The following is a 23,490-nucleotide window of genomic DNA, read 5'->3' on the forward strand; positions in this document are numbered from 1 at the left end:
ACCTAACATTTCCAACACTTATGCAAACGCATAAAAAGGCACACGAATGCAGTATATTTATTGTTGCATTTTATAATGCTATCACAAGGCTTAAATGGAGTCAATGTTTTTTTGACTTGATAATATAATACCCCTTGCTTTTCGCCGCAATTTCTGCATTACCGAACAATTCCTCTAATCTCGTGATAGTCGAAGGAGCTCCTTGCTTTTTCTGAATAACCACCCAAAGCTCTCCACCAATCGCTAAGTGTTCACTTGCTTGACGATAAATCTTAAAAACAGTATCCTTCCCAGCCCGAATTGGAGGATTTGTTAGTATCGAAGCAAACTCTTTCGTTTCAACTTCATCTAGTGCATCGCTAGAGTAAATCGAAACGTTTTCAATATTATTTTTTTGGGAATTGGTCCGGGTTAGAGCTAACGCACGTTCGTTCACGTCCACCATCTGGATCGTCCGGTCTTTTAACAACGAAGCTACAGAAAGTCCTACTGGTCCGTACCCACATCCCACATCAAGAATATCTCCCTCAATTTCCGGAGCTCGGAATGTATCGATGAGTAGACGTGAACCAAAGTCCACTTCCCCTTTACTGAATACGCCTGCATCTGTAACAAAAACAAAGCTAGTACCACCCAAAGTCGTTTGCCATTGTTTCTGTTCGCTTTTCACATCGGGATTTTTCGAATAGTAATGTTCAGTCACATGAATCCCCCCTTACTGTCCACTTAATAAATCCAGGTATAAAAAAAACGAAGAAAAACCCGTCTGAAAAGACGAGGTTTTCTTCGTAGTTTACGAATTACTTAACTTCTACAGAAGCGCCTACTTCTTCAAGTTTAGCTTTAACTTCTTCAGCTTCAGCCTTTTCTACGCCTTCTTTGATAGCTTTAGGTGCGTTATCAACAACTTCTTTCGCTTCTTTCAAGCCTAGGCCTGTGATTTCGCGAACGACTTTGATGACTTTAATTTTTTGGTCTCCAGCAGCAGTTAGAACAACGTCGAATTCAGTCTGCTCAGCAGCTGCTTCTCCGCCACCAGCGCCAGCCATAGCTACAGGAGCTGCAGCAGTTACGCCAAATTCTTCTTCGATTGCTTTTACTAGGTCGTTAAGTTCAAGAACTGTCATTTCTTTGATAGCGCCTAAGATTTGTTCGTTAGTCATTATAGTTCCTCCTAATGGGTATGTTTTTGCGAGTTAGCTCGCTAATGGGTCAAGATGCGATGTTACGCGCCTTGTTCTTCTTTTTGGTCTGCAACGGCTTTTGTAGCCAATGCGAAGTTACGCATTGGAGCTTGAAGCACGCTGAGTAGCATAGAGAGAAGTCCTTCGCGTGAAGGAAGAGTCGCCAATGCTTCCACTTCTTCAACAGAAGCAAGTACACCTTCGATGACACCAGCTTTGATTTCCAAAGCTTCATTGGTTTTAGCGAAGTTGTTGATGATTTTTGCGGGTGCGATTACATCTTCAGTTGAAAACGCAATTGCGTTCGGTCCTGTAAGATGTTCGTTAAGTCCTTCAAGACCTGATGCTTCAGCCGCACGGCGAGCCATCGAGTTTTTGTAGACTTTGAATTCCACGCCAGCTTCACGAAGTTGCTTACGAAGTTCAGTTGCTTGCGCAACGTTAAGACCACGATAGTCAACAACGACCATTGAAGCTGATGCTTTCATCTTATCCGCGATTTCAGTTACTACTGCTTGTTTCGCTTCTAATACTTTGCTCATCTTGACACCTCCTGTTTAAGTGTAGGGGCATTTATACCATATGCATAAAAAACCCTCCGACCTGACTGGCAGACGGAGGGTTGGAAAGTCGTCATCTTTTTACAGTTAAAAAGAGCGTCTTGTCCCTCGGCAGGATTATTAAGTGGTTGCCCACTCCTGCTGTCTGCGGTACAAATCGTATATTGCAACAAACGTTATCCTACCAAAAGATAGGGTGTATGTCAACTAATTATTTTACGTTTACTGAAGAAGGGTTGATCTTCACAGCAGGTCCCATTGTAGTCGTTAAGTTAACTGACTTCATATAAGTACCTTTCGCTGCAGCCGGTTTAGCCTTCTGAATAACTTCAAATACTGTTGTAAGGTTTTCTGCAAGTTTTTCGTTATCGAAAGAAACTTTACCGATTGGAGCGTGAATGATTCCAGCTTTGTCCGCACGATATTCAACCTTACCAGCTTTGATTTCTTGAACTGCTTTAGTAACGTCGAATGTTACTGTGCCAGTTTTCGGGTTCGGCATAAGACCTTTTGGTCCTAGTACACGTCCGATTTTACCGACTTCACCCATCATGTCAGGAGTCGCAACGATAACATCGAAATCGAACCATCCTTGTTGGATTTTAGTAATATATTCTGCATCGCCTACAAAGTCAGCGCCTGCTGCTTCAGCTTCTTTAACTTTTTCACCTTTAGCGAAAACGAGTACACGTTGTGTTTTACCAGTACCGTTCGGCAGTACTACTGCTCCACGAATTTGCTGATCATTCTTACGCGTGTCGATTCCAAGACGGAAAGCCACTTCAACTGTTGCATCAAAGTTTGTTGTGCTTGTTTTTTTAGCGAGTTCGATTGCTTCTTTTAAGTCGTATGCCGATGTACGGTCTACAAGCTTTGCAGCTTCTACGAACTTCTTACCTCTTTTAGCCATCAGATAGTTCCTCCTCGATTGTGGTTTTAGCGGAATAAACCTCCCACGATTAAGGGTTGCCGTGTTCTATAGAACAACCGCAACCCCCATGAAAACATACAATAGAATTTAGGTTTCAGATCAGTCTTCGATCGTGATTCCCATACTGCGAGCAGTACCTTCAACCATTGCCATCGCTGCTTCAACTGATGCAGCATTCAAATCTTGCATTTTTTGTTCAGCAATTTCTTTAACTTGCTCACGTTTCACGACAGCAACTTTCGTTTTGTTCGGTTCGCCTGAACCCTTTTGGATTTTAGCTGCAACTTTCAACAAAACCGCTGCTGGCGGAGTTTTTGTGATGAATGTAAATGAACGATCTTCGAATACAGTGATTTCAACAGGAATAATAAGTCCTGCTTGATCAGATGTACGCGCATTGAATTCTTTACAGAATCCCATGATATTGACGCCTGCCTGACCTAACGCCGGTCCGACTGGCGGTGCTGGATTTGCTTTTCCTGCTGGAATTTGCAATTTCACAAGCTTGATTACTTTTTTAGCCACGAGACACACCTCCTTAAGTCCGTGATGTGGTATTTGGGTTGCCCCTCCCACTCAATATGTGCCTGCCGGCAATGCCGGTAGAATTTTTTAAGACGTTCAGACATTTCTATGTCTGACCTTTGAAATAATATCACTATTTCACAGGATTTGCAAGAGGGAACAAATTAATTTTTTCAGCTCGTTCGTTCAACTTGTTCAAAGTCGAGTTCCATGTTCGTTTCGCGGCCGAACATGTCCACAGACACTTTCACTTTACCTTGGTCCAGTTCAATCTCTTCAACTTTACCTTGGAATCCAGCGAATGGTCCTTCTAATACTTCTACCATTTCACCGATTTCGAAATCGACTTCCAATTTGCGATCTTTCATACCCATTTGCTTGAGTATGAACGTCACTTCTTCCGGAAGAAGCGGTGTCGGTTTCGCTCCGCCGCCTGATGAACCGATGAACCCTGTAACTCCTGGCGTGTTTCTGACGACATACCATGAATCATCTGTCATGATAATTTCAACAAGGACGTAACCAGGGAACGTTTTCCGCATCACTGTACGTTTTTTACCTTCTTTGAAATCAGTTTCTTCTTCTTCAGGAACAATCACACGGAAGATCTTGTCTTGCATTCCCATTGTTTCAACGCGTTTTTCGAGATTTTCTTTCACTTTGTTTTCGTACCCTGAGTACGTATGGACGACGTACCAATTTTTCTCCATTTCCATATCGATGAGGACTGTGCGTCCGTCCCTCCTTTTTTGTTCAAATGAAAAAACCCGCTATTTCAGTTAGACGGGATATTTTCAGTATGCGATTCAACGTGCTCTATTATAACGAAACATACCATTCCATTACTCGTGATAAGCCAAGATCCACAAGACCGAAATAAACTGCCATGAATACTACTGTACTGATAACCACGATCGTGTAGCGAGTCAGTTCTTTACGTTTCGGCCAGCTGACTTTCCGCATTTCCGTGACAACATTTTTAAAGAAACTTGTTATCTTACCCATTCTTTTGCAAACCTCCGAATAGTAGATATGACGGCCTTAAGTCTAGCCAGACCCTCACGCTGTTTGTCTGTGTAACGTATGTTCATTGCAATGACTGCAGTGTTTCTTCAAGACCAGTCGTTCACTTGTTTTGTTACTGCTTGCTGGTAGTGAATAGTTTCTGGAGCCGCATTTTTCACAGCTTACTACAATTTTTTTAGACATATCTAGTGAACACCTAGTCTTTCCATAGTCTTGATAAAGAGTACCACCTAACCTATTCCCTGTCAATGCAAGGATAGTCAGAAAATTGGCGATGCTTTAGGTAACAACGTCTACTTGCATGTACCTCTCAAGCTTACGTTTAATGCGTTGTAACGCATTGTCTACCGATTTAACTTGACGGTTCAGTTCTTCAGAGATTTCTTGATAGGACTGACCGTCAAGATATAGACCGAGCACTTCCTTTTCTAGACTACTCAATACTTTGTTCATCTCCACTTCCATTTGTACAAAATTCTCTTTGTAAATCATTAAATCTTCAGGATCATCGTTCACTGAACCAGTCAGGACATCCAGTAACGTACGATCTGATTCTTCGTCATATACAGGCTTGTCTAAAGATACTGATGAATTTAGCGGTATGTGTTTTTGTCGAGTTGCTGTTTTGATGGCCGTGATGATTTGCCGTTTAATACACAGCTCTGCGAATCCTTTGAACGAACTAAGCCGATCTTCACGGAAGTCACGAATCGCCTTATATAACCCAATCATGCCTTCTTGAATTATATCTTCCTTGTCCCCGCCCATCATGAAGTAAGAACGCGCCTTCATCCTAACAAATGATTGATATTTGGTAATGAGAAAGTCGAGTGCATCTGTGTTTCCTTCTTGAATGATTCCGATTAACTGCTCATCGGAAAAGGTACTGAAGTCTACCGTTCTAGGTGCATAAGCTGTCTTTTCCGCCATTCCCCATCACTCCGGTTTATCATACTAGTTAGTCAATTATAGCTCAAGGAATTTTTTTGCGTCAACCGCTCACCTGTTCCCTCTACGCCATTTCTCGAAAACTTCTGCCACTTCCTGAGATAATTGTATTTTTGAAAAGGATCGATTTTCTTGGATCTCACGCACTTTTGCAGTTATGATCTTGTCGATTTCCTGCATTTCAATCTCTAATTCCCGTGCAGAAATTCTTAACGCCCCTTGACCAAAAATAATCCATTGTTCTGTAAGATCGGAAGTGGCAACATGAAGTTGAACGGTACGTTTGGATAGTTCTGAAACCAATTTTTCGATTCGTTCATCCGCGGTTTCGTTTTCTCTCGTAAAAACAATCTCAACGTGGGAACGCTTCTCTTTGTTTTCAATCCCAGGCACGAGATACGCATCGAAGACCAGAATCACTCGCCAACCTTTGAAAGCTTGGTACTCTGCTAACTGGTTAATCAAACGGTCACGCGCCTCCGCAAGTTTAAAACGTTTTAACTCTCGTAATTCCGGCCAAGCACCGATGATGTTGTAACCATCCACTAGCAGGATATCTTTTCTCATGGCGTAGACGGGTTCGGTAGCCGCTTGCGCAGCACTTCGTACATAAGCAGCGAAGCCGCAACAGAAGCGTTAAGAGACGTGACGTGTCCACGCATCGGCAAGTGGTACAGAAAATCGCATTTCTCTTTCAACAATCGGGACATTCCTTTTCCTTCGCTGCCAATAATAACAGCAAGTGGAAGCGTCGCGTCCATTGTTCGATAGTCTGCAGATCCTAATGCATCTGTTCCAGCAACCCAAACGCCTTTCTTCTTCAACTCATCGACGGTTTGTCCTAAATTCACAACACGAACAACTGGAACGTGTTCAATCGCACCTGTTGAGGCTTTTGCAACCACACCCGTAAGTCCAACTGAACGTCTTTTCGGAATGATAACCCCATGTACACCGACAGCGTCAGCAGTGCGCAGAATCGACCCAAGATTATGTGGATCTTCTAGTTCATCCAACAACAAAATGAATGGATCCTCTCCGCGTTGTTCTGCAATAGCAAAGATATCTTCAATCTCGGCATATGTATACGCAGCTACAGAAGCAACGATGCCTTGATGATTCACATCCAACAACTGGTCAAGCTTCTTTTTAGGTACAGCTTGTACAACCACTCCGGCCTGTTTAGCAAGAGTCGTAATCTCCCCGATACTTTGCTTATTCAAGCCTTCTGCGATCCAGATCTTATTCAGTTCTCTTCCTGAACGTAGTGCCTCGACAATTGGATTTTTACCGCCAATCATTTCTGTTCCTTCAGTTTCTGACACGGTCTTCTCCTCCTTCAATAAACTCAATAGCCTTACGTATGAATTCAGCCGTTCTCTCCCTATCTTCCAACAAATATAGATATCCGATGACTGCTTCAAATGCAGAGCTGTGATTGTACGTTAGAACATCTGTATTTTTAGGTACAGATCCGGACTTTGCGTTTCTACCTCGTCTCATGACCGCCATCTCTTCTTCGGTCAAAAAGTTTTCGTCTATCATGGCACGCAAAATGGAGGCTTGCGCTTTCGCAGAAACAAATTGCGTTGCTTCCTTGTGAAGAATATTCGGTTTAACACGGCCTGAGCGCAGGAGGTGCTCTCGCACCGCCTGCTCATAGACCGCATCTCCCATATAGGCGAGGGATAATGCTTTTAACTGACGAATATCTGCCGGACGTAAGCTGTACTCACTCACACTCATGATCTTTTCCACCGGACCCCTTGAGCAGTATCTTCCAACAAGATGCCTTGCTCTTTCAATTCATCACGAATTGCATCCGCGCGAGCAAAGTCGCGATTTTTACGTGCTTCCAGTCGTTCTTCAATTAACTGGTCAATTGCCTCATCATGCAATTCTTCTTTCTCCTTGAACGGCAATCCAAGAACACTCATCAACTGATTGAACGTATTCAAAAATGCTTCCAACACTACTTTTTCAGTATTCTTTTCGAGTAGATATACGTTCGCTAAGCTTGCTAGTTCAAAAATAACAGCAATCCCATTAGCTGTATTGAAGTCGTCATCCATCGCTTTTTCAAATGCAGTTCGCTGTTCTTGGATTTTATGAATCCAAATATCCTGTTGGTCCCCATTATCCGCAGAGACATCTAGACGATGTTCAATGTTTTGATAAGCAGTGCGTATTCGATCCAATCCATTTGCAGCACTTTCCACAAGTTCTTGCGAGAAGTTCACAGGAGAATGGTAGTGAACGGAGAGCATGAAGAACCTCAACACTTGCGGGTCAATCTGTTGAATGATGTCGTGAACCGTTACAAAATTACCAAGTGATTTAGACATTTTTTCATTATCAATATTTATATAGCCATTGTGCATCCAATAGCGTGCAAACGTTTCACCTGTCAGTGCTTCAGACTGGGCGATTTCGTTTTCATGGTGAGGGAATGTCAAGTCCTGCCCGCCAGCGTGTATATCAATCGTATCACCCAGCAGTTGTCTTGCCATAACTGAACACTCGATATGCCAGCCTGGGCGGCCTTCTCCCCAAGGGCTGCTCCATGAAATTTCACCTGGCTTTGCTGCTTTCCATAAGACAAAGTCAAGAGCATCTTGTTTGCGTTCACTCGCTTGAATACGGGCTCCAATTTTCAGTTCATCTATCGATTGGTGCGATAACTTTCCATATCCATCAAACTTTCGTGTACGGAAATAGACGTCCCCTTCTGACTCATAAGCATATTCTTTTTCGATCAACAATGAAATGAAATCGATCACATCTTGAATATGATCGGTTACACGGGGATGCATATCTGCTTTCTTACAGCCAAGTGCCCCTACATCCTCAAAAAATGCTTGGATAAAGCGCTCCGTTAACTCTGGCACTTCCTCACCAAGTTCGTTCGCCGCTTTAATGATTTTGTCATCCACGTCTGTAAAGTTAGAGACGTACGTAACTTGATAACCCCGGTATTCCAAATATCTGCGGACTGTATCAAAAACGATGACTGGACGGGCATTTCCAATATGAATATAGTTGTAGACTGTCGGGCCACACACGTACATTTTCACTTCTCCTTCAGTGATTGGAACAAATGGCTCTTTCTTACGTGTCAGCGTATTATATAACTGGATTGTCATTGGATCTCATCCTTTTCATCGCAAATTTGTTTTTCTATTTTCAAATCATTTAGTTGCTGTTCCAATTGTGAAATTCTAGCTTCCATGGAGGAACACATTTCCGAAACAGGATCAGGCAAGCTATGATTTAATCGGTCTTTTACACGAACTCCGTTGGTAATAACAACTTTACCCGGGATTCCAACAACAGTGGATTCTGCAGGCACATCTTTCAGCACAACGGAACCTGCTCCCACTTTACTGTTTTCGCCAATACTAATATTCCCAAGCACTTTAGCACCCGTAGCGACAAGAACTTTATCATGAAGGGTCGGGTGTCTTTTCCCTTTTTCTTTACCTGTTCCACCTAACGTGACACCTTGGTAGATGGTGACATCATCACCAATTTCACATGTCTCACCAATGACAATGCCCATTCCATGATCGATGAATAGTCGTCTTCCTATTTTAGCCCCAGGGTGAATTTCAATCCCGGTGAAGAATCGACTCATTTGGGAAAGTACCCTAGCTGCGAAGTGCATATTCTTTTTAAACAGTACATGCGCAATGCGATGTAACCAAATGGCATGTAATCCTGAGTAGGTCAGCACAACCTCAAACGTACTTCGTGCGGCGGGGTCTTGGTCAAAAATACAACGGATGTCTTCTTTCATTCTGGAAAACATGTCGGTCCCCCTTTTTTGTAAAAAAAAAAAACGTCTCTGTCTAATGACAGAGACGCATTTGTAGCGTGGTTCCACTCTTTTTTGAAAAGGAATAGGTAAATTCCATTTCACTCGACGTCTGTAACGCAGACGATACGTCCGGCTTACTCAGTTTCAGCCTGGCGCTCAAAGGTGCATTTCTGTAAAACGGATAACCCAGATCTCTTTCAGCCGGTGGAGATCTTCTCTGAAGGGTGTGCTTTACATACTTCTCCTCTTCAACGCTTTAGTTATAAGTGATACGTTCTTAGATTACTCTTATTGTACACGGCAGTTTCCGCTTGTCAACAACGGCTTACTGAACAAACTTTTCAACACGCGCAACCGTCTTTTCCTTACCAAGCAAAGCAATCGATTCCGGTAATTCCGGACCGTGCGCTTGACCAGTTGAGACCACACGAATTGGCATGAACAAGTTTTTCCCTTTGTGTCCTGTTTCTTTTTGAACCGCCTTGATAGCTCCTTTGATGGATGGAGCGTCGAAAGTTTCAAGGTTCTCTAGTTGCTGCTTGAAAGAAGTCATCACTTCAGGAATTTGTTCACCAGCTAAGATTTCTTTTGATTGTTCATCATACTCAACTGTGTCATTAAAGAATTGGGCAGAAAGCTCAACAATTTCAGCACCGTAACTTAATTGGCTGTGATAGAGTGCGATTAAGTCATGGATCCACGCACTTTCTTCTGCTGTCATATCTTCACTCACACGCCCCGCTTTCACAAGGTGTGGTAATGTCAACGCAACGACTTCATCAAGGCTGAGCTTTTTTATATATTGGTTATTCATCCACGTCAATTTTTGCTTATCGAACATAGAAGGTGATTTGGATAGACGGCTCACGTCAAACTGTTCGATGAGTTCTTCTTTTGTGAACAACTCTTCTTCCCCGACAGGAGACCATCCGAGAAGCCCAAAGAAATTGAACATTGCTTCCGGTAAGAACCCAAGGTCCTTATACTGGGAAATAAACTGAATGATTGACTCATCACGCTTGGATAACTTCTTGCGATCCTCGTTAACGATGAGTGTCATATGTCCATAACGCGGTGCTTCCCAACCAAATGTATCGAACACCATAAGTTGTTTCGGGGTATTCGTCAGATGCTCTTCTCCGCGGAAAACGTGAGACATCTTCATCATGTAGTCGTCAATGACTACCGCGAAGTTATACGTTGGAATGCCGTTCGCTTTCACAAGCACCCAATCACCAATGTCTTTAGATTCGAATTGGACGCTACCGCGAACGAGATCGTCAATTGTGTACGTTACATTTTCAGGAACACGCATACGAATTGTATACGGAGTGCTTGCTGCTTCTTTTTGCGCAACTTCTTCCGCACTCAAATGACGGCAAGTCCCTTTGTACATAGGAGCTGCAATTCCTGATGCCTTTTGTTGTTCACGCTCTTCTTCCAATTCCTCCGTCGTACAGAAACATTTATAAGCAGCGCCTTTTTCGAGCATTTCCTCTGAATACTTTTTGTACGTATCGAGACGCTCCATTTGGCGATACGGACTATAAGGCCCACCAATATCAACAGACTCGTCATGCTCGATACCAAGCCACTTCAAGTTTTCAAGTTGGGATAATTCACCGGCTTCAATATTGCGAACCGTGTCAGTATCTTCAATCCGTACTATGAATTTACCGCCGTGATGGCGAGCGAACAAATAGTTGAATAATGCGGTACGAGCCCCTCCGATATGTAAATGACCTGTTGGGCTCGGCGCGTAGCGCACACGTACTTCTGCTGTCATGACTAGACATCTCCGTTCTGTTAGTAAAAATAATAATTGCCTGTATAGACTAGTTTACCAAAAACTTAAGCTTTCACCAAAAGAATTGCCGCAAGAGATGCAATCCCTTCTTCTCTTCCGACAAATCCTAACTTTTCTGTAGTAGTTGCTTTAACATTCACTTGACTGGGATCTGCATGTAATAAGTCCGCTATGCGGTTTTTGATTGTTTCAATATGAGGCGCCATCTTTGGCTGTTGTGCCATAATCGTACAATCTATATTCCCTAGCACATATCCTTCTTCTTCTACTAACTTCCATACATCCTGAAGCAGCACAGCTGAATCTGCATCTTTAAACGCTGCATCTGTATCTGGGAAGTGATGACCGATGTCACCTTTACCGATCGCTCCTAAAGCTGCATCTGTAATCGTGTGCAACAGGACATCTGCGTCCGAATGGCCGATTAAGCCTTTTGTGTGAGGAATCGTAATTCCGCCAATGATTAAAGGGCGTCCTTCTGCAAATTCATGTACGTCAAAACCTTGTCCAATTCGTATCATCATAACGTCTCCTCTAGCCTTTTTTTCAGCAAGTATTCACCATAAGCAAGATCCTCTGGTGTTGTCATTTTAATATTATCGTACGTACTCTCAACGATTCGAACTTCAAAGCCTGCATGTTCTGCAAGCATCGCCTCATCGGTTCCTAAAAAGTTTTCTTTTTCTGCTATTTGAGAAGCCTCTTTTAAAATTTCATAGCGAAACGCTTGTGGCGTCTGGATGACCCATAAGCGTTCGCGATCTGCCGTTTCTTCAATAACCCCATCGGTGACATACTTCATCGTATCTTTTGCCTTCACGCCAGCAACTGCACCTCCATAACGGGACGCGCTAATCACGAGTTCGTGAATGACATTTTGCTTGATAAAAGGACGCGCCGCATCATGCACGAGAACAATCCCTCCAGCTTCACTTGCCAACAGACATGCTTTTACACTGTGCTGACGTTCAGTTCCGCCTTTAGGCAATGCACATACTTTAGTGAGTTGTTCTTGCTGAATGATTGTTTTAATTTTAGCGCGTTCTGCATCTTTTACTGCTAAAATGATTCCTGTACACCAAGGATCCTTCTGGAACACTGCAAGCGTATGGGCCAAAATTGACTTCCCTTCAATTTCAAGAAAAAGTTTGTTATGCCCTGCTCCCATCCGCGTTCCGCTTCCGGCAGCAGGCATCATTACCGTATAGTCCATCATGACTCCTTTTCACTGACTGTTTTTCAGTGGGCTTTGGTTTGTTTACCGTTTTTAGGCTTTGCAAAAATCATACGACCTGCTGAAGTTTGCAATACACTCGTAACCACAACTTCTATTGCATTCCCAATAAAGTTCCGGCCATCTTCAATAACAATCATTGTACCGTCATCTAAGTAAGCAACGCCTTGGTTGTGTTCTTTTCCGTCTTTAATGACCACAACATGCATTTCTTCGCCGGGAATTACAACTGGTTTGACAGCATTCGCAAGGTCATTAATATTCAACACAGAGACTCCGTGTAAATCTGCAACTTTATTCAAGTTGAAATCGTTTGTGACGACGAGTCCACTCATCTTTTTAGCAAGCTTCACTAGTTTCAAATCGACTTCAGCTACATTTGGGAAGTCTTCATCCGTAATTAGGATTTTCTTACCGTCCCCTTCTTGCAAGCGGCGGAGTACATCCAGACCGCGTCTTCCTTTTGTCCGTTTCAACGTATCCGCAGAGTCCGCAATATGTTGTAGCTCAGTTAATACAAACTGGGATACAACCAATACACCTTCGAGAAACCCTGTGTCAACGATATCCGCAATACGTCCGTCGATAATGACACTAGTATCAAGTACCTTATAAACAGGATCTGTAGAGAGACCTGCTTCAGTTTCAGGATCTTTTTTCCGTCCTACATTGCGTATTGAGAAGATGGCCGTCAAAAACTCATCTCGCTTTTTAAAGCCTACCTGGAATCCTAAATATCCTAGTAACACCGACAATAAAATTGGTACAACTGAAGTGAAACCAGGAATTTGAATATTACTTAACCCCCATCCAGCTAAAAAGGCAACGAACAACCCTATCACTAACCCTGCTGAACCAAATAGTAAATCCAAAATGGGAGCTTTCATCAGTAAATCCTCTAACCATTTTATAAAGTTGACTATCGGATCTGTTAAAAACGTACTGAATACAAATAGGAAAAGTGCTCCTAAAATGGCCGCGACATAAGGGTTATTTATAAATGGTGATGCTGTGAAAGAAGATAATTGGAATAAGTACGGAAGAAACAATACGCCAAGTGTCCCACCAACCAGTAAAAACATGATTTGTACAATTCGTTTTAGCATTCGATCCACCTCCTTTAAGTAGTCCTAGTATACATGTATTCCCTATTGATTGCCTTTTTGAACCTTAAAACCCAGGAATCCTGTATCTATAGAACAGGACTCCTAAATACACTCAAAAGTTCCTAGCAATCTGGTGCCTACTGTGGCAAACAAAGATCGAGCGCATCCCGGACTGTTTCCACTCCGATGACTTGAATCCCTTCTGGAAAGTCCCATCCACCAATATTGGAAGCTGGTATAACCGCACGCTCAAATCCAAGTTTAGCGGCCTCACCTACACGCTGTTCGATACGGGAAACTCGTCGGACTTCACCTGTCAGTCCCACCTCACCCATATAACAATCAGAAGTACGGACTGCAACGTCACGATAACTGGATACAATACTCATGAGAACAGCAAGGTCAATCGCAGGTTCGTCGAGCTTCACGCCACCCGCCACTTTAATATACGCATCCTGCGCTTGCAATAGCATTCCCATCCGTTTTTCCAATACCGCCATCAAAAGTGATATTCGATTTTGGTCTAACCCCGTCGCCATCCGTTTCGGATAGTTGAAACTAGAAGGTGTAACAAGCGCTTGAATTTCCACAAGAATCGGTCGTGTCCCTTCCATTGAGGCAACAATGGTTGAACCAGCACCACCTTGAGAACGTTCTTGGATGAACATTTCCGAAGGATTCAAAACTTCTTTCAACCCAGCTTGCAGCATTTCAAAAATGGCTATTTCATTTGTTGAGCCGAAGCGATTTTTTACACTACGTAAAATACGATACGTATGATGGCGCTCCCCTTCAAAATACAGGACGGTATCCACCATGTGTTCAAGCAAACGCGGACCTGCGATTTGTCCGTCCTTAGTGACATGCCCAACCAAGAAGATTGCAATCCCTTGTGTTTTTGCAATCTTCATTAATTCCGCTGTACATTCCCTTACCTGCGAAACACTTCCTGGAGCAGAGGCAACTTCCGGGTGATGGATGGTTTGAATCGAATCTACGATGACAAACTTTGGTTTCACATTATCGATTGTAGTGTGAATTAGCGCAAGATCTGTTTCTGCGTATATGTACAACTCATCAGATAACACACCAAGACGTTGAGCACGTAGCTTTGTTTGCCGAATCGATTCCTCACCAGATATATATAACACGCGCTGCTGTTGGTTCGCTAAAAGCGCGGATACTTGAAGTAGCAAGGTAGACTTCCCGATACCTGGGTCTCCGCCGATCAACACGAGCGACCCTGGGACAATTCCTCCTCCTAATACACGGTTCAACTCTTCCATTTCTGTTCGAATTCTCGGTTCATCCTCTATTGCGACTGCATTGATAGGCATTGCTTTCTGCTTTACAGCGTCAGAATGTTGGAATGCTCCGCGAGGTCCTTTTTGAACGATTTCCGTTTCTTCATCCATCGTGTTCCATTCACCACAACCCGGACATCGCCCCATCCACTTAGGAGACTCATATCCGCACGACCTGCACATGAACTTCGTTTTCTTTTTCGCCATATCCTTCCTCCAAACGACGAAGAGGACAGCCCTTCCCTTTTTTTATACCTAGGGATGGACTATCCTATTCCTCTACTTCTTATTAATTTTCCACCATTTCTTCTTGTTGTGTTTCTACTGTGAAGTCACCGTCTACATAGTCGACCGTTACTTTTCTTCCCGCAAGCGCAGTACCTTTCAACAGTTCCTCTGAAAGGCGGTCTTCCACGTGCTTCTGAAGTGCGCGACGAAGTGGACGAGCCCCGTATTCAGGATCATATCCTTCATCTGCAATTTTCAACTTCGCTTCTTGAGTTAATATCAGTTCAATGTCTTGTTCTGCGAGTCGTTTGCTCAACTCATCTGCCATCAACGAAACGATTTGTTGCAACTGCTCTTTCTCAAGTGAATGGAACACGATCATTTCGTCTACACGGTTCAGGAATTCAGGACGGAAGGCTTTTTTCAGTTCTTCCAACATCTTTTTCTTCATGTCTTCGTAGTCCTGTTCACCATCTTGAAGATTGAATCCAACGTATTTGTTCTTTCTCAACTCTTGCGCACCTACGTTCGAAGTCATGATAATGACTGTGTTGCGGAAATCGACAGTACGACCTTTCGAATCTGTCAAGCGTCCATCTTCCAGTACTTGTAACAGAATGTTGAAGACATCGGGATGCGCTTTTTCAATTTCGTCTAGCAGAATCACAGAGTATGGTTTACGACGTACTTTTTCAGTCAACTGTCCGCCTTCTTCATAACCTACGTATCCTGGAGGTGAACCGACTAAACGTGATGTCGTATGTTTTTCCATGTACTCGGACATATCGATACGGATCATGGAATCCTCGTCACCGAACATCGTTTCAGCAAGGGCTCTTGCAAGTTCGGTTTTACCAACACCAGTAGGTCCAAGAAAGATGAACGAACCAATTGGACGTTTCGGATCTTTCAATCCTGCTCGTGCACGACGTATTGCCCGGGAAATAGCGGCAACCGCTTCTTTTTGTCCTACAACACGGTTATGCAGCTCTTCTTCCATGTTCAATAGCTTTGCGGATTCCGTTTCTGCGATTCGGGCAACTGGAATTCCCGTCCACATCGCTACAACTTCAGCGATATCATTGACAGTTACTTCAGATTCCGTTTTACCTTGTTTTTCTTTCCACTCCGTTTTCGTTGTTTCAAGCTCTTCTTTCATCTTCTGCTCTTTATCACGATAAGACGCAGCTTTTTCAAATTCTTGACTTTGAACAGCTGCATTTTTCTCTGAACGGATGGCTTCGAGCTTCTTCTCAAGTTCACGCAAGTTCGGCGGTGTCGTATAAGAACGCAATCGAACTTTCGAACCAGCTTCATCGATCAAGTCGATCGCTTTGTCAGGTAAGAATCGATCCGAGATGTAGCGATCGGACATTTTAGCTGCCGCATCAATCGCTTCGTCCGTAATCTTCACACGGTGGTGTGCTTCATAACGATCCCGCAGTCCTTTAATGATTTGAACTGTCTCATCAACAGATGGTTCATCCACTTGAATTGGTTGGAAACGACGCTCGAGCGCAGCATCTTTTTCAATATACTTTCGGTACTCATCAAGTGTCGTTGCTCCGATACATTGCAACTCACCACGAGCGAGTGATGGTTTTAAAATATTCGATGCATCGATGGCACCTTCTGCTCCACCAGCACCAATGAGTGTATGCAACTCATCAATGAATAGAATAATGTTGCCTGCTTGGCGAATCTCTTCCATCACTTTTTTCATGCGATCTTCAAACTCACCACGGTATTTTGTACCTGCAACGACAGTTCCCATGTCTAATGTCATAACACGTTTATCGCGCAAGATTTCAGGGACTTCGTTGTTAACAACTTGCAATGCAAGGCCTTCAGCAATTGCTGTTTTACCAACACCTGGCTCACCGATTAAAACCGGATTGTTCTTTGTACGACGCGCTAATACTTCGATAACACGTGTAATTTCTTTACCGCGTCCGATTACAGGGTCGAGCGTCCCTTCACGTGCAATCTCAGTCAAATCTCGTGCTAAGCCATCCAATGTTGGGGTCGCAGCTGTAGCAGAAGCATTTTGACCACTTGCATTTGCAGCGTCGTTACTTCCAAGCAGTTGCAATACTTGCTGACGCGCTTTGTTCAAGCTGACGCCTGCATTATTGAGTACTCTAGCAGCTACACCTTCTCCTTCACGGATGAGCGCAAGTAATATGTGTTCTGTTCCGATATACGAATGGCCGAGTTTACGGGATTCATCGACAGAAAGCTCAATAACCTTTTTTGCGCGTGGTGTGTAATGGACGATTGGCCCCACTTCTTTACTTCCTGTTCCAACGAGAGTTTCTACGCCTGTTTCAATTGTATCGAAGCTTACGCCGATTGCTTCCAGTGCCTTTGCTGCAATGCCACCGCCTTCGCGGATAAGTCCAAGTAGAATATGTTCTGTTCCAATCGCTTCGTGTTTCAACCGAATGGCTTCTTCTTGAGCGAGTTGGAGTACTTTTTGTGCACGTTGTGTGAATCGATTAAACATCATTAACATTCCTCTCCTTCTGCAGAGAATAATTTTCATCGTACTACTTCTATCTATATTCTTCCGGGCCGCTAAACAATCGGTTTCCGAGTGAATTGACTTTGACCATCTTTGACTATTATAACGGGTTGGTTAGATGCGCGCAAAAGAGACGCTCAAGTGTTGTCTTTCTGTTTCTCATCTAATGACGGTCCATTTTTCAACCGTTCTCTGAAAAGTTTAGCACGACTAATATCTAATTCTTCAGACGTAAGCTCTTCTCCTTCATAATGTTGAAGAAACCCCGACTGCATGAAAATCATCAGCTCATTCAAAATCGTCATATCTACGTCTTCAATCAATTCAAGATCTATGCCGAGTCGAACGTCTGATAGACATCGTGCCGCTTCTGCGGAAGGGAGCAGCCGCGCATACGAAATCGTTCCAAGTGAACGGAACACTTTATTTTCAAGTGCAATTCGTGACTTTTCAAGAAGCAATTCACGGGACCTGCGTTCGTGCGCAATTAATCTAGAGACGATATTTGCAAGTTCCGCTAAAATCTCTTTCTCAGATTTACCGAGCGTCAACTGATTGGATACTTGGTACACATTCCCGGGTGCTTCACTGCCTTCCCCATAACTTCCTCTAACCACCATTCCAAGCCGTGAAACCGCTGGGATGATCCGGTTAATTTGTCGGGTAATCGTAAGCGCCGGTAAATGGAGCATGACAGACGCCCGCATTCCTGTTCCCGTATTCGATGGACAGCTTGTGAGATATCCAAACTCTTCATCAAATGCATAGGGAAGTTTCTTTTCCAGTGCACTATCGGTTTCATTTGCCTTTTGATAGGCACTTTCGAGCTGTAAGCCCGGATAAATGCACTGGATTCGTAAGTGATCTTCTTCATTGACCATAACGCTGATTGTTTCATCTTCAGAGAGGAATACCGAACCGAATTGCTCAGCATCTGCCAGCTGCGGGCTGATCAAGTGTTTTTCAACAAGCACTTGACGGTCCAGTTGAGATAATTCTTTCATTCTCGTATAGGAATACCCTTTTTCATCCGTGCTAAGCAATGCTTCTGAAACAATTTTACCGACTTCTTCAGCCTGCTCATCAGAAAAGGCAATAGGGAAACGAAATTCACGAATGTTACGGGCCAGTCGAATCCGAGTCGACATCACAATATCGGAATGTTCGCCATGGGGCACCATCCAGCCTGTGACAGCGTTCTGCATAAACCGATTATTCCCCATGTGCACTTCCCCCTTCCTCTATTTCCTTAGCGAGTTTCTGCTTCCAGTCTTTTATTTCATCTCGCAGCACAGCAGCCTGTTCAAACTGTTCTTCTTGAATCGTTTCTTGCATAGTGGCTCGAAGCTCTTCGATTTTCTTTTTAATGGTCATCTTTTCATTGAAAGACGCTGGGATTTTACCTTTGTGGATTGTATTTCCATTATGCAATTTCCCGAATACTTTGGGCAGTCGCTCACGGAACGTTTCATAACATGTTGGACATCCGAACTTCCCGATTTCTAAAAAACGATGGAAGGTTAGACCACACTCTGGACATTCAGGCATTGTCTGAACCTCTCGCGTTTGCTGTTGTAGCGCTTCACTTCCACTTAGCCATTGAGACAAAAATTGTTGAATGGACATCGGCTCCTGATTTGGGCTGATTGAAAACGTTTGTAAGTTAAATGCGCATTTCTCACACAAATTCCGCTCAATCGACCCAGTTGGTGTATCTTGCATTAAGATTACGGAAGCTTGACGTTCTTTACAGTTTTCACAAAGCATGTATTACCACCCCATCGTTTTAGATAACTAGTCACTCCGATTGTTCGTATAGGAGCGAGAATAACATTGCCTGCAAGATTCGTGCACGGATTATATCCCGCTCAGGTAACGGATAATTGAGGACAGTCGGCTCAACAGCCGCAAGCATTAAACCCGCTTCCCTTTTGGAAATTACTTGCTCCGCAATCAATCGATAGATCACATCTTCTGCCATTGTGTACGAAGCGCCTTGCTGTACGCTTTCCAATACGTGATCTAACAATTCCTTACGCGAATTCGTTTGAACTCGATAAATACGGATGTACCCCCCGCCCCCACGTTTAGATTCCACGGCGTAGCCCCGTTCCAATGTGAAGCGTGTTTTAATGACATAATTGATCTGCGAAGGAACACATTGAAACTTTTCCGCCACTTCGTTGCGCTTGATTTCCACGATTCCATTATCCTCATGTTCGATAATCGTTTTTAAATACCCTTCTATGATGTCGGAAATATTACGCATCCTCTCACCTCTTTTATTGGCACAGTCATGATTGTTGACTTTGACTATCTTTGACTTAATTGTAACGTATTAAACAATAGGCACGCAAGAAATTTGCCAACCGGCTATATAAAGGAGAAAAAAGTAAAATAGTTGAACATTTTATGTTTAGTATGTTTATAATAGAGGTATAGAATGAAGTCGAGGATTTTTTTCTGACCTCTTTTTTCCTCTCCCTGCGTTTGACCCCCAAACAAAAAGCTCCGGGTACACCCATACCGACGGAGGAGATTAAATTTATGAATTGGTACGAGAAACTAAGTGAGTACTTTCCGATCGAAGAAATGAAGTCAAAAGAGCATATGGACGCGTTATTAAAGGATAAACATAATGTTTATCGCAAAGACGAAGGTCCAAAACACGTGCTCATGTACGTTGAAACAGAATCGTTTGTGTTTGTCGATTATTTGTTTGTTTCTTCAGCTTCGCGAGGTGAAGGTCTTGGTAAAAAGCTACTGACACAGCTAAAGGAAAAGGGTAAGCCCATTTTGTTAGAAGTGGAACCGGTCAATTACGAAGATACGGACACTGGAAAACGGCTACGGTTCTATGCTCGTGAAAATTTCCATCATGCATCCCGCATCGGGTATAGCCGCCGTTCGCTCGCTACAGGAGAACAAACTGACCTCGAAATCCTTTACTGGTCTCCTGAAGATGCAGAAGAAGAAACGGTATATGATGCTATGAAGATGACGTATGAGGAAATCCATACGTATAAGGATGATGAATTTTACGGTGAATCATACGACCCGATAGAAAAAGTATTGACATTCCGTACAGAAGGTAAAACAAATATCCTGAAACCTTTTGTAACAGTGAGTGCTTAATTGACAATCGTCCATCACTAAAACAACAAAAGCGGAAGCCATCTAATTGGCTTCCGCTTTTGTTATGATTTTTAAACCTAACTCACTATTCTGTGAGCGAGACATTTGTGAGTTCCTTGACAGGAAGGAATAGCTCCCCTGTTTCTACATACGTAATCGATAATTTGTCACCATCTTGGATGTAAACCGCTTCCGGAATCGTTTCAGACGAAACGAGGAAGTTCCGGCCGTCTTCTGATTTTACAGAAACCAAGGTATAGTCACCTGCCCGCTCTTTATAGACACGTTTGACAGTGATCGCCGCCTTCGTTTCTTCAGCTTCCGAGCTGCCATTCACAGAACTCCCTCCGCGTTGCAATGCTGTTTTATACAGTTTCAGTGCATCATTCGGGGAGTTGCCAAACACCGATATTTCCGGATTCGCAGCAGATACAATGAAGTAGTTTTGCAGGAAACCATTCGAATCTAGCACGGGGGTCAACCAGCTTGCTTCCCCATAAAAGTTATAAAGGACAGGCATTTCGCCCGACCATTTTTTCTCGATGAACTTCTTTTCGATAATTTGCAAGGCACCTTGAGAGTCCATGTATGATTCCTCGAGGTCCCCCGTGTAATACGTTGCTTCGCCAGTACGCCCATCTGTCAGCGCATAGCCAAGCATGGAATCTACGCCTTCTTTCGGACTTGTAAAGTCAGTGAAATAATACATACGTCCATTTTCATCAAAAATCGGGCTGACGTTTGCTTCCGTTCCTTCATCGGACGGTAGTTTGACATCTTTTTTGCCGACAATTGAGTTCCAGAAGCCATGAACATACTTTCCGAAATAGCTGTTTTGCAAACTGACGGCTTCAGGCGAGACAGCCCCGTCAATATAGTCTGGGATATCCCGAAGTGCAAACTTCTCAACTGCTCCGGTCGTCGGATCCGTCATGACAATTCCTTTCACGTCAAATCCGTTGCGAGCTGTGATGAACTCTCCGTAAGAACGGATGTAGTGAGGGTTGCCTTCGTCGTCGATTTCCAATTGAACGTCTCCATAAAAAATCAGTTCAGGAAATTGTAAACGCATATGACGGTCCACCTGTTTGTTGAAGTAAGATGTCTCTGTGTACGCCATCTCCGATGATACAAACTTAGGATTATCCGCAGAGTCCGTTGCACTCATGCGGAAGTAGCCAGGCGTTGTCTTTCCATTCCACCATTTGAAAAACCCAGAGAATTCGACTGGAGCAATATATACATAGTCATCTTTCACCTTTTGAATTTGTAGATGACCTAAGTCGTAATAACTTGTATTCGGAACTTGCCCGAATGCTTTTTTCATTTTATTGCGCGCAAATTTTGGCGGTACACTGGCAGGCGTCTGAGTTTCGTCAAATGCCTCGATTTCAACTTGCTGATCCATTTCAACTGCTTTGAATTTAGTATTCGCATTTAATAGAGGCGCAGATAAGATGTAAATACCCGCGAGCACTGCGAGTACTGCCACAACGATTTTGACTTTCCGATAAATACCTCCGTCTAAAATAGCTCCTAATACCGCTGCTGCGAGTAACAGGACCCATATAGAAGACCAATGCTGGTCCAGATTAGTTGTGTAATAAAAAATAGCTGTTCCGATCGAAATCACTACAGCAGCACTGATTAGAGCGGGCGCCCTGAAGTCGGATTTGCTTTCTTTTTCTTCGCCAGCGAATTTCTTGTACAGCGGCACCGACAGCAAGGATGCCACGATACCTGCAATAAGAGAGAATATGAGTAAGTGAATCATAGAGTAGCCTTCCTTCCGTTTGTTGAGTACTTACTCTTGTATACGAATAGGATAGGCAAAATGTTTCAGCTGTATAAGTTTAAACATAGAAAAACAGGCTACTCTTTTAAAGAGAAGCCTACTTGGTTTATTAAATAGAGCGACGCGTTCTAAGAATGCGTACCATTCGATGGCCGAATACTCCTGCAAATACAGAAAGAATAATGTCTTTAGGTAACGGTGGCACCATCCAAATCCACGCCATTTTATATGTAAACGCATCCGGTGCCGCTGCCCATAGTTTGTATGCAACAAACATCCAGTTTGTCCCGATAACATAATTGAAGAAGCACCCGACAAGTGCTGCAACGACGAATCCTGTAACAGTGCTATTCTTTTCTGCAATCTTCCCCACAACGTAGGCGACGACAATAAATGATAAAACAAATCCGAACAACGGGCTGACAATTTCACCGAAACCTCCACTAAATTTCGCAAATACGGGTGCACCTGCAAGTCCTATTGCCATATATACAGTCATTGAGACCGCACCATATCGGCTTCCAAGCAGCAATCCTGCTAAAACCGCAAAAAACGTTTGCAATGTAATCGGCACACCACTAACTGATAAAGCTGGTAGGAAATATGTAATATTCGCTCCGATCATCATCAACGCAGCAAACATCGCTGAATAGACGAGTCCAAGCGTTCCGATCATCGTCTTCGACCGATTTGGTTTCATGGTTGCAGTTGTCCCCATTTGTACCACTCCTTTTACTATATAGTTATAGGATAAAAGGAATGATTCAATGTGTCAACCTGATTTTACTTATAGTTAACTCAAATTTAAGCAATTTTAAAACTGACAGCTGATTTCTGTCAGTTTATCGTCTTTCCCCTTCATTTTTCGGAAATAGAAAAAATGAAATGACACCACTCAAAACCATTGCGCCAAGTGTTATATAAAAACGATTCATAACCGGTACATCTGTAAAGTTTTTGTTGAGCATAACCCAGGCAACTCCACCGACTAATAACACCATCGGGATAACAAATTTAAACGCCCTCATAGCAATCCCCTTTCCTTGCATGTTCCTACAGTTTACCACATACACTAGGTAACTCCCAACTCACTTCCGACATTACCTATTGACGGAACTCTCAAACAACGATATGATGTGTTAAATTATTCACACAACTTAATAGTCATTCTTATCCAGAGAAGCGTAGGGATCTGGCCCGTCGATGCTTCAGCAACCAGCCAACCGGTCAGGTGCTACTTCCAGCGGATGTTTGTAGTCCGGCAGATGAGGAGGAGACAATCATTTAGATGACAAAGCCTTCTTCGTACGTTAGAAGGCTTTTTTATTATTCTCTACTTCATTGCTCTGCCGTAAGAAAGGATGAT

Annotated in this window: 27 protein-coding genes, 1 riboswitch and 2 other annotated features; of the genes, 1 reads left to right on the plus strand and 26 read right to left on the minus strand. The window is 43.3% G+C overall.

The features are described from left to right. Window positions 1–100 precede the first annotated feature (100 nt). The 23 genes from DVB69_RS08065 to DVB69_RS08175 form a co-directional block, all read right to left on the minus strand. A complete protein-coding gene (locus tag DVB69_RS08065; protein WP_116018362.1) occupies window positions 101–703 on the minus strand; it encodes a class I SAM-dependent methyltransferase in 603 nt (200 codons plus the stop codon). A gap of 97 nt (window positions 704–800) precedes the next feature. Then, entirely contained in the window at window positions 801–1,163 is a 363-nt protein-coding gene (gene rplL, locus DVB69_RS08070; protein WP_116018364.1) for a 50S ribosomal protein L7/L12, read from the minus strand. Window positions 1,164–1,225: 62 nt separating this feature from the next. Continuing rightward, window positions 1,226–1,726, minus strand: a complete 501-nt coding sequence (gene rplJ, locus DVB69_RS08075) for a 50S ribosomal protein L10 (RefSeq protein WP_116018366.1) — start codon at window positions 1,724–1,726, stop codon at window positions 1,226–1,228. A gap of 36 nt (window positions 1,727–1,762) precedes the next feature. Then, window positions 1,763–1,913, minus strand: a sequence feature (ribosomal protein L10 leader region). Window positions 1,914–1,955: 42 nt separating this feature from the next. Further along, window positions 1,956–2,654 carry a 50S ribosomal protein L1 gene (gene rplA, locus DVB69_RS08080; protein ID WP_116018368.1) on the minus strand — a complete coding sequence of 233 codons (699 nt, stop codon included), beginning with the start codon at window positions 2,652–2,654 and terminating at the stop codon, window positions 1,956–1,958. Between the two features lie 120 nt (window positions 2,655–2,774). Next, window positions 2,775–3,200 (minus strand): 50S ribosomal protein L11, encoded by a 426-nt coding sequence (gene rplK / locus DVB69_RS08085; RefSeq protein ID WP_147300767.1) that lies wholly within the window; start codon window positions 3,198–3,200, stop codon window positions 2,775–2,777. Window positions 3,201–3,373: 173 nt separating this feature from the next. Further along, on the minus strand, window positions 3,374–3,910 hold the full coding sequence (gene nusG / locus DVB69_RS08090) for a transcription termination/antitermination protein NusG (RefSeq protein WP_116018837.1): 537 nt from the start codon (window positions 3,908–3,910) through the stop codon (window positions 3,374–3,376). 109 nt (window positions 3,911–4,019) lie between these two features. Further along, on the minus strand, window positions 4,020–4,205 hold the full coding sequence (gene secE, locus DVB69_RS08095; RefSeq protein ID WP_025782831.1) for a preprotein translocase subunit SecE: 186 nt from the start codon (window positions 4,203–4,205) through the stop codon (window positions 4,020–4,022). A 54-nt stretch (window positions 4,206–4,259) separates the two neighbouring features. After that, complete coding sequence (gene rpmG, locus DVB69_RS08100) at window positions 4,260–4,409, minus strand: 50S ribosomal protein L33 (RefSeq protein ID WP_116018372.1); 150 nt, start codon at window positions 4,407–4,409, stop codon at window positions 4,260–4,262. 96 nt (window positions 4,410–4,505) lie between these two features. After that, entirely contained in the window at window positions 4,506–5,156 is a 651-nt protein-coding gene (gene sigH / locus DVB69_RS08105) for an RNA polymerase sporulation sigma factor SigH (protein WP_116018374.1), read from the minus strand. Window positions 5,157–5,225: 69 nt separating this feature from the next. Further along, window positions 5,226–5,741 carry an NYN domain-containing protein gene (locus DVB69_RS08110; protein ID WP_116018376.1) on the minus strand — a complete coding sequence of 172 codons (516 nt, stop codon included), beginning with the start codon at window positions 5,739–5,741 and terminating at the stop codon, window positions 5,226–5,228. Continuing rightward, window positions 5,738–6,475, minus strand: coding sequence for a 23S rRNA (guanosine(2251)-2'-O)-methyltransferase RlmB (rlmB, locus tag DVB69_RS08115; RefSeq protein WP_116018838.1), 738 nt, complete (start codon window positions 6,473–6,475; stop codon window positions 5,738–5,740). The genes DVB69_RS08110 and rlmB overlap by 4 nt, the downstream gene beginning before the upstream one ends. Before the next feature lie 10 nt (window positions 6,476–6,485). Further along, window positions 6,486–6,920, minus strand: coding sequence for a Mini-ribonuclease 3 (locus DVB69_RS08120; protein WP_116018378.1), 435 nt, complete (start codon window positions 6,918–6,920; stop codon window positions 6,486–6,488). Then, complete coding sequence (gene cysS, locus DVB69_RS08125; RefSeq protein WP_116018380.1) at window positions 6,917–8,317, minus strand: cysteine--tRNA ligase; 1,401 nt, start codon at window positions 8,315–8,317, stop codon at window positions 6,917–6,919. Before cysS ends, DVB69_RS08120 begins: the two co-directional genes overlap by 4 nt. Continuing rightward, window positions 8,314–8,982, minus strand: a complete 669-nt coding sequence (gene cysE, locus DVB69_RS08130; RefSeq protein ID WP_116018382.1) for a serine O-acetyltransferase — start codon at window positions 8,980–8,982, stop codon at window positions 8,314–8,316. Before cysE ends, cysS begins: the two co-directional genes overlap by 4 nt. A 45-nt stretch (window positions 8,983–9,027) precedes the next feature. Next, window positions 9,028–9,252, minus strand: a binding site (T-box leader). Window positions 9,253–9,316: 64 nt separating this feature from the next. Beyond that, on the minus strand, window positions 9,317–10,777 hold the full coding sequence (gltX, locus tag DVB69_RS08135; protein WP_116018384.1) for a glutamate--tRNA ligase: 1,461 nt from the start codon (window positions 10,775–10,777) through the stop codon (window positions 9,317–9,319). A 65-nt stretch (window positions 10,778–10,842) separates the two neighbouring features. Then, on the minus strand, window positions 10,843–11,319 hold the full coding sequence (gene ispF, locus DVB69_RS08140) for a 2-C-methyl-D-erythritol 2,4-cyclodiphosphate synthase (RefSeq protein WP_116018386.1): 477 nt from the start codon (window positions 11,317–11,319) through the stop codon (window positions 10,843–10,845). Beyond that, entirely contained in the window at window positions 11,319–12,011 is a 693-nt protein-coding gene (gene ispD / locus DVB69_RS08145) for a 2-C-methyl-D-erythritol 4-phosphate cytidylyltransferase (protein ID WP_116018388.1), read from the minus strand. Before ispD ends, ispF begins: the two co-directional genes overlap by 1 nt. 26 nt (window positions 12,012–12,037) lie before the next feature. Beyond that, a complete protein-coding gene (locus tag DVB69_RS08150; RefSeq protein WP_116018390.1) occupies window positions 12,038–13,138 on the minus strand; it encodes a PIN/TRAM domain-containing protein in 1,101 nt (366 codons plus the stop codon). A 137-nt stretch (window positions 13,139–13,275) separates the two neighbouring features. Continuing rightward, on the minus strand, window positions 13,276–14,649 hold the full coding sequence (gene radA / locus DVB69_RS08155; RefSeq protein WP_116018392.1) for a DNA repair protein RadA: 1,374 nt from the start codon (window positions 14,647–14,649) through the stop codon (window positions 13,276–13,278). 82 nt (window positions 14,650–14,731) lie between these two features. Beyond that, on the minus strand, window positions 14,732–17,179 hold the full coding sequence (locus tag DVB69_RS08160) for an ATP-dependent Clp protease ATP-binding subunit (RefSeq protein WP_116018394.1): 2,448 nt from the start codon (window positions 17,177–17,179) through the stop codon (window positions 14,732–14,734). 152 nt (window positions 17,180–17,331) lie between these two features. Beyond that, a complete protein-coding gene (gene mcsB, locus DVB69_RS08165) occupies window positions 17,332–18,417 on the minus strand; it encodes a protein-arginine kinase McsB (protein ID WP_116018396.1) in 1,086 nt (361 codons plus the stop codon). After that, window positions 18,407–18,961, minus strand: coding sequence for a UvrB/UvrC motif-containing protein (locus DVB69_RS08170; protein WP_116018398.1), 555 nt, complete (start codon window positions 18,959–18,961; stop codon window positions 18,407–18,409). Before DVB69_RS08170 ends, mcsB begins: the two co-directional genes overlap by 11 nt. 31 nt (window positions 18,962–18,992) lie before the next feature. Further along, window positions 18,993–19,463 carry a CtsR family transcriptional regulator gene (locus DVB69_RS08175; protein ID WP_116018400.1) on the minus strand — a complete coding sequence of 157 codons (471 nt, stop codon included), beginning with the start codon at window positions 19,461–19,463 and terminating at the stop codon, window positions 18,993–18,995. Between the two features lie 278 nt (window positions 19,464–19,741). Here DVB69_RS08175 and DVB69_RS08180 point away from each other — a divergent pair, with 278 nt between their 5' ends. Then, the gene (locus DVB69_RS08180) at window positions 19,742–20,329 is read left to right on the plus strand and encodes an N-acetyltransferase (protein ID WP_116018402.1); all 588 of its coding nucleotides are present in this window, start codon (window positions 19,742–19,744) and stop codon (window positions 20,327–20,329) included. A gap of 85 nt (window positions 20,330–20,414) precedes the next feature. Here DVB69_RS08180 and DVB69_RS08185 read toward each other — a convergent pair whose 3' ends face one another. The 3 genes from DVB69_RS08185 to DVB69_RS08195 all read right to left on the minus strand — a co-directional run bounded on the left by DVB69_RS08185 (window position 20,415) and on the right by DVB69_RS08195 (window position 23,152). Further along, entirely contained in the window at window positions 20,415–22,103 is a 1,689-nt protein-coding gene (locus tag DVB69_RS08185; RefSeq protein WP_116018404.1) for a hypothetical protein, read from the minus strand. A 130-nt stretch (window positions 22,104–22,233) separates the two neighbouring features. Continuing rightward, window positions 22,234–22,842, minus strand: a complete 609-nt coding sequence (locus DVB69_RS08190; protein WP_116018406.1) for a biotin transporter BioY — start codon at window positions 22,840–22,842, stop codon at window positions 22,234–22,236. A 124-nt stretch (window positions 22,843–22,966) separates the two neighbouring features. Beyond that, window positions 22,967–23,152, minus strand: coding sequence for a histidine kinase (locus tag DVB69_RS08195; RefSeq protein WP_147300768.1), 186 nt, complete (start codon window positions 23,150–23,152; stop codon window positions 22,967–22,969). Window positions 23,153–23,291: 139 nt separating this feature from the next. Further along, window positions 23,292–23,396, plus strand: a riboswitch (SAM riboswitch). Window positions 23,397–23,490 lie beyond the last annotated feature (94 nt).

It is taken from the genome of Sporosarcina sp. BI001-red (assembly GCF_003384035.1).
Classification (GTDB): domain Bacteria; phylum Bacillota; class Bacilli; order Bacillales_A; family Planococcaceae; genus Sporosarcina.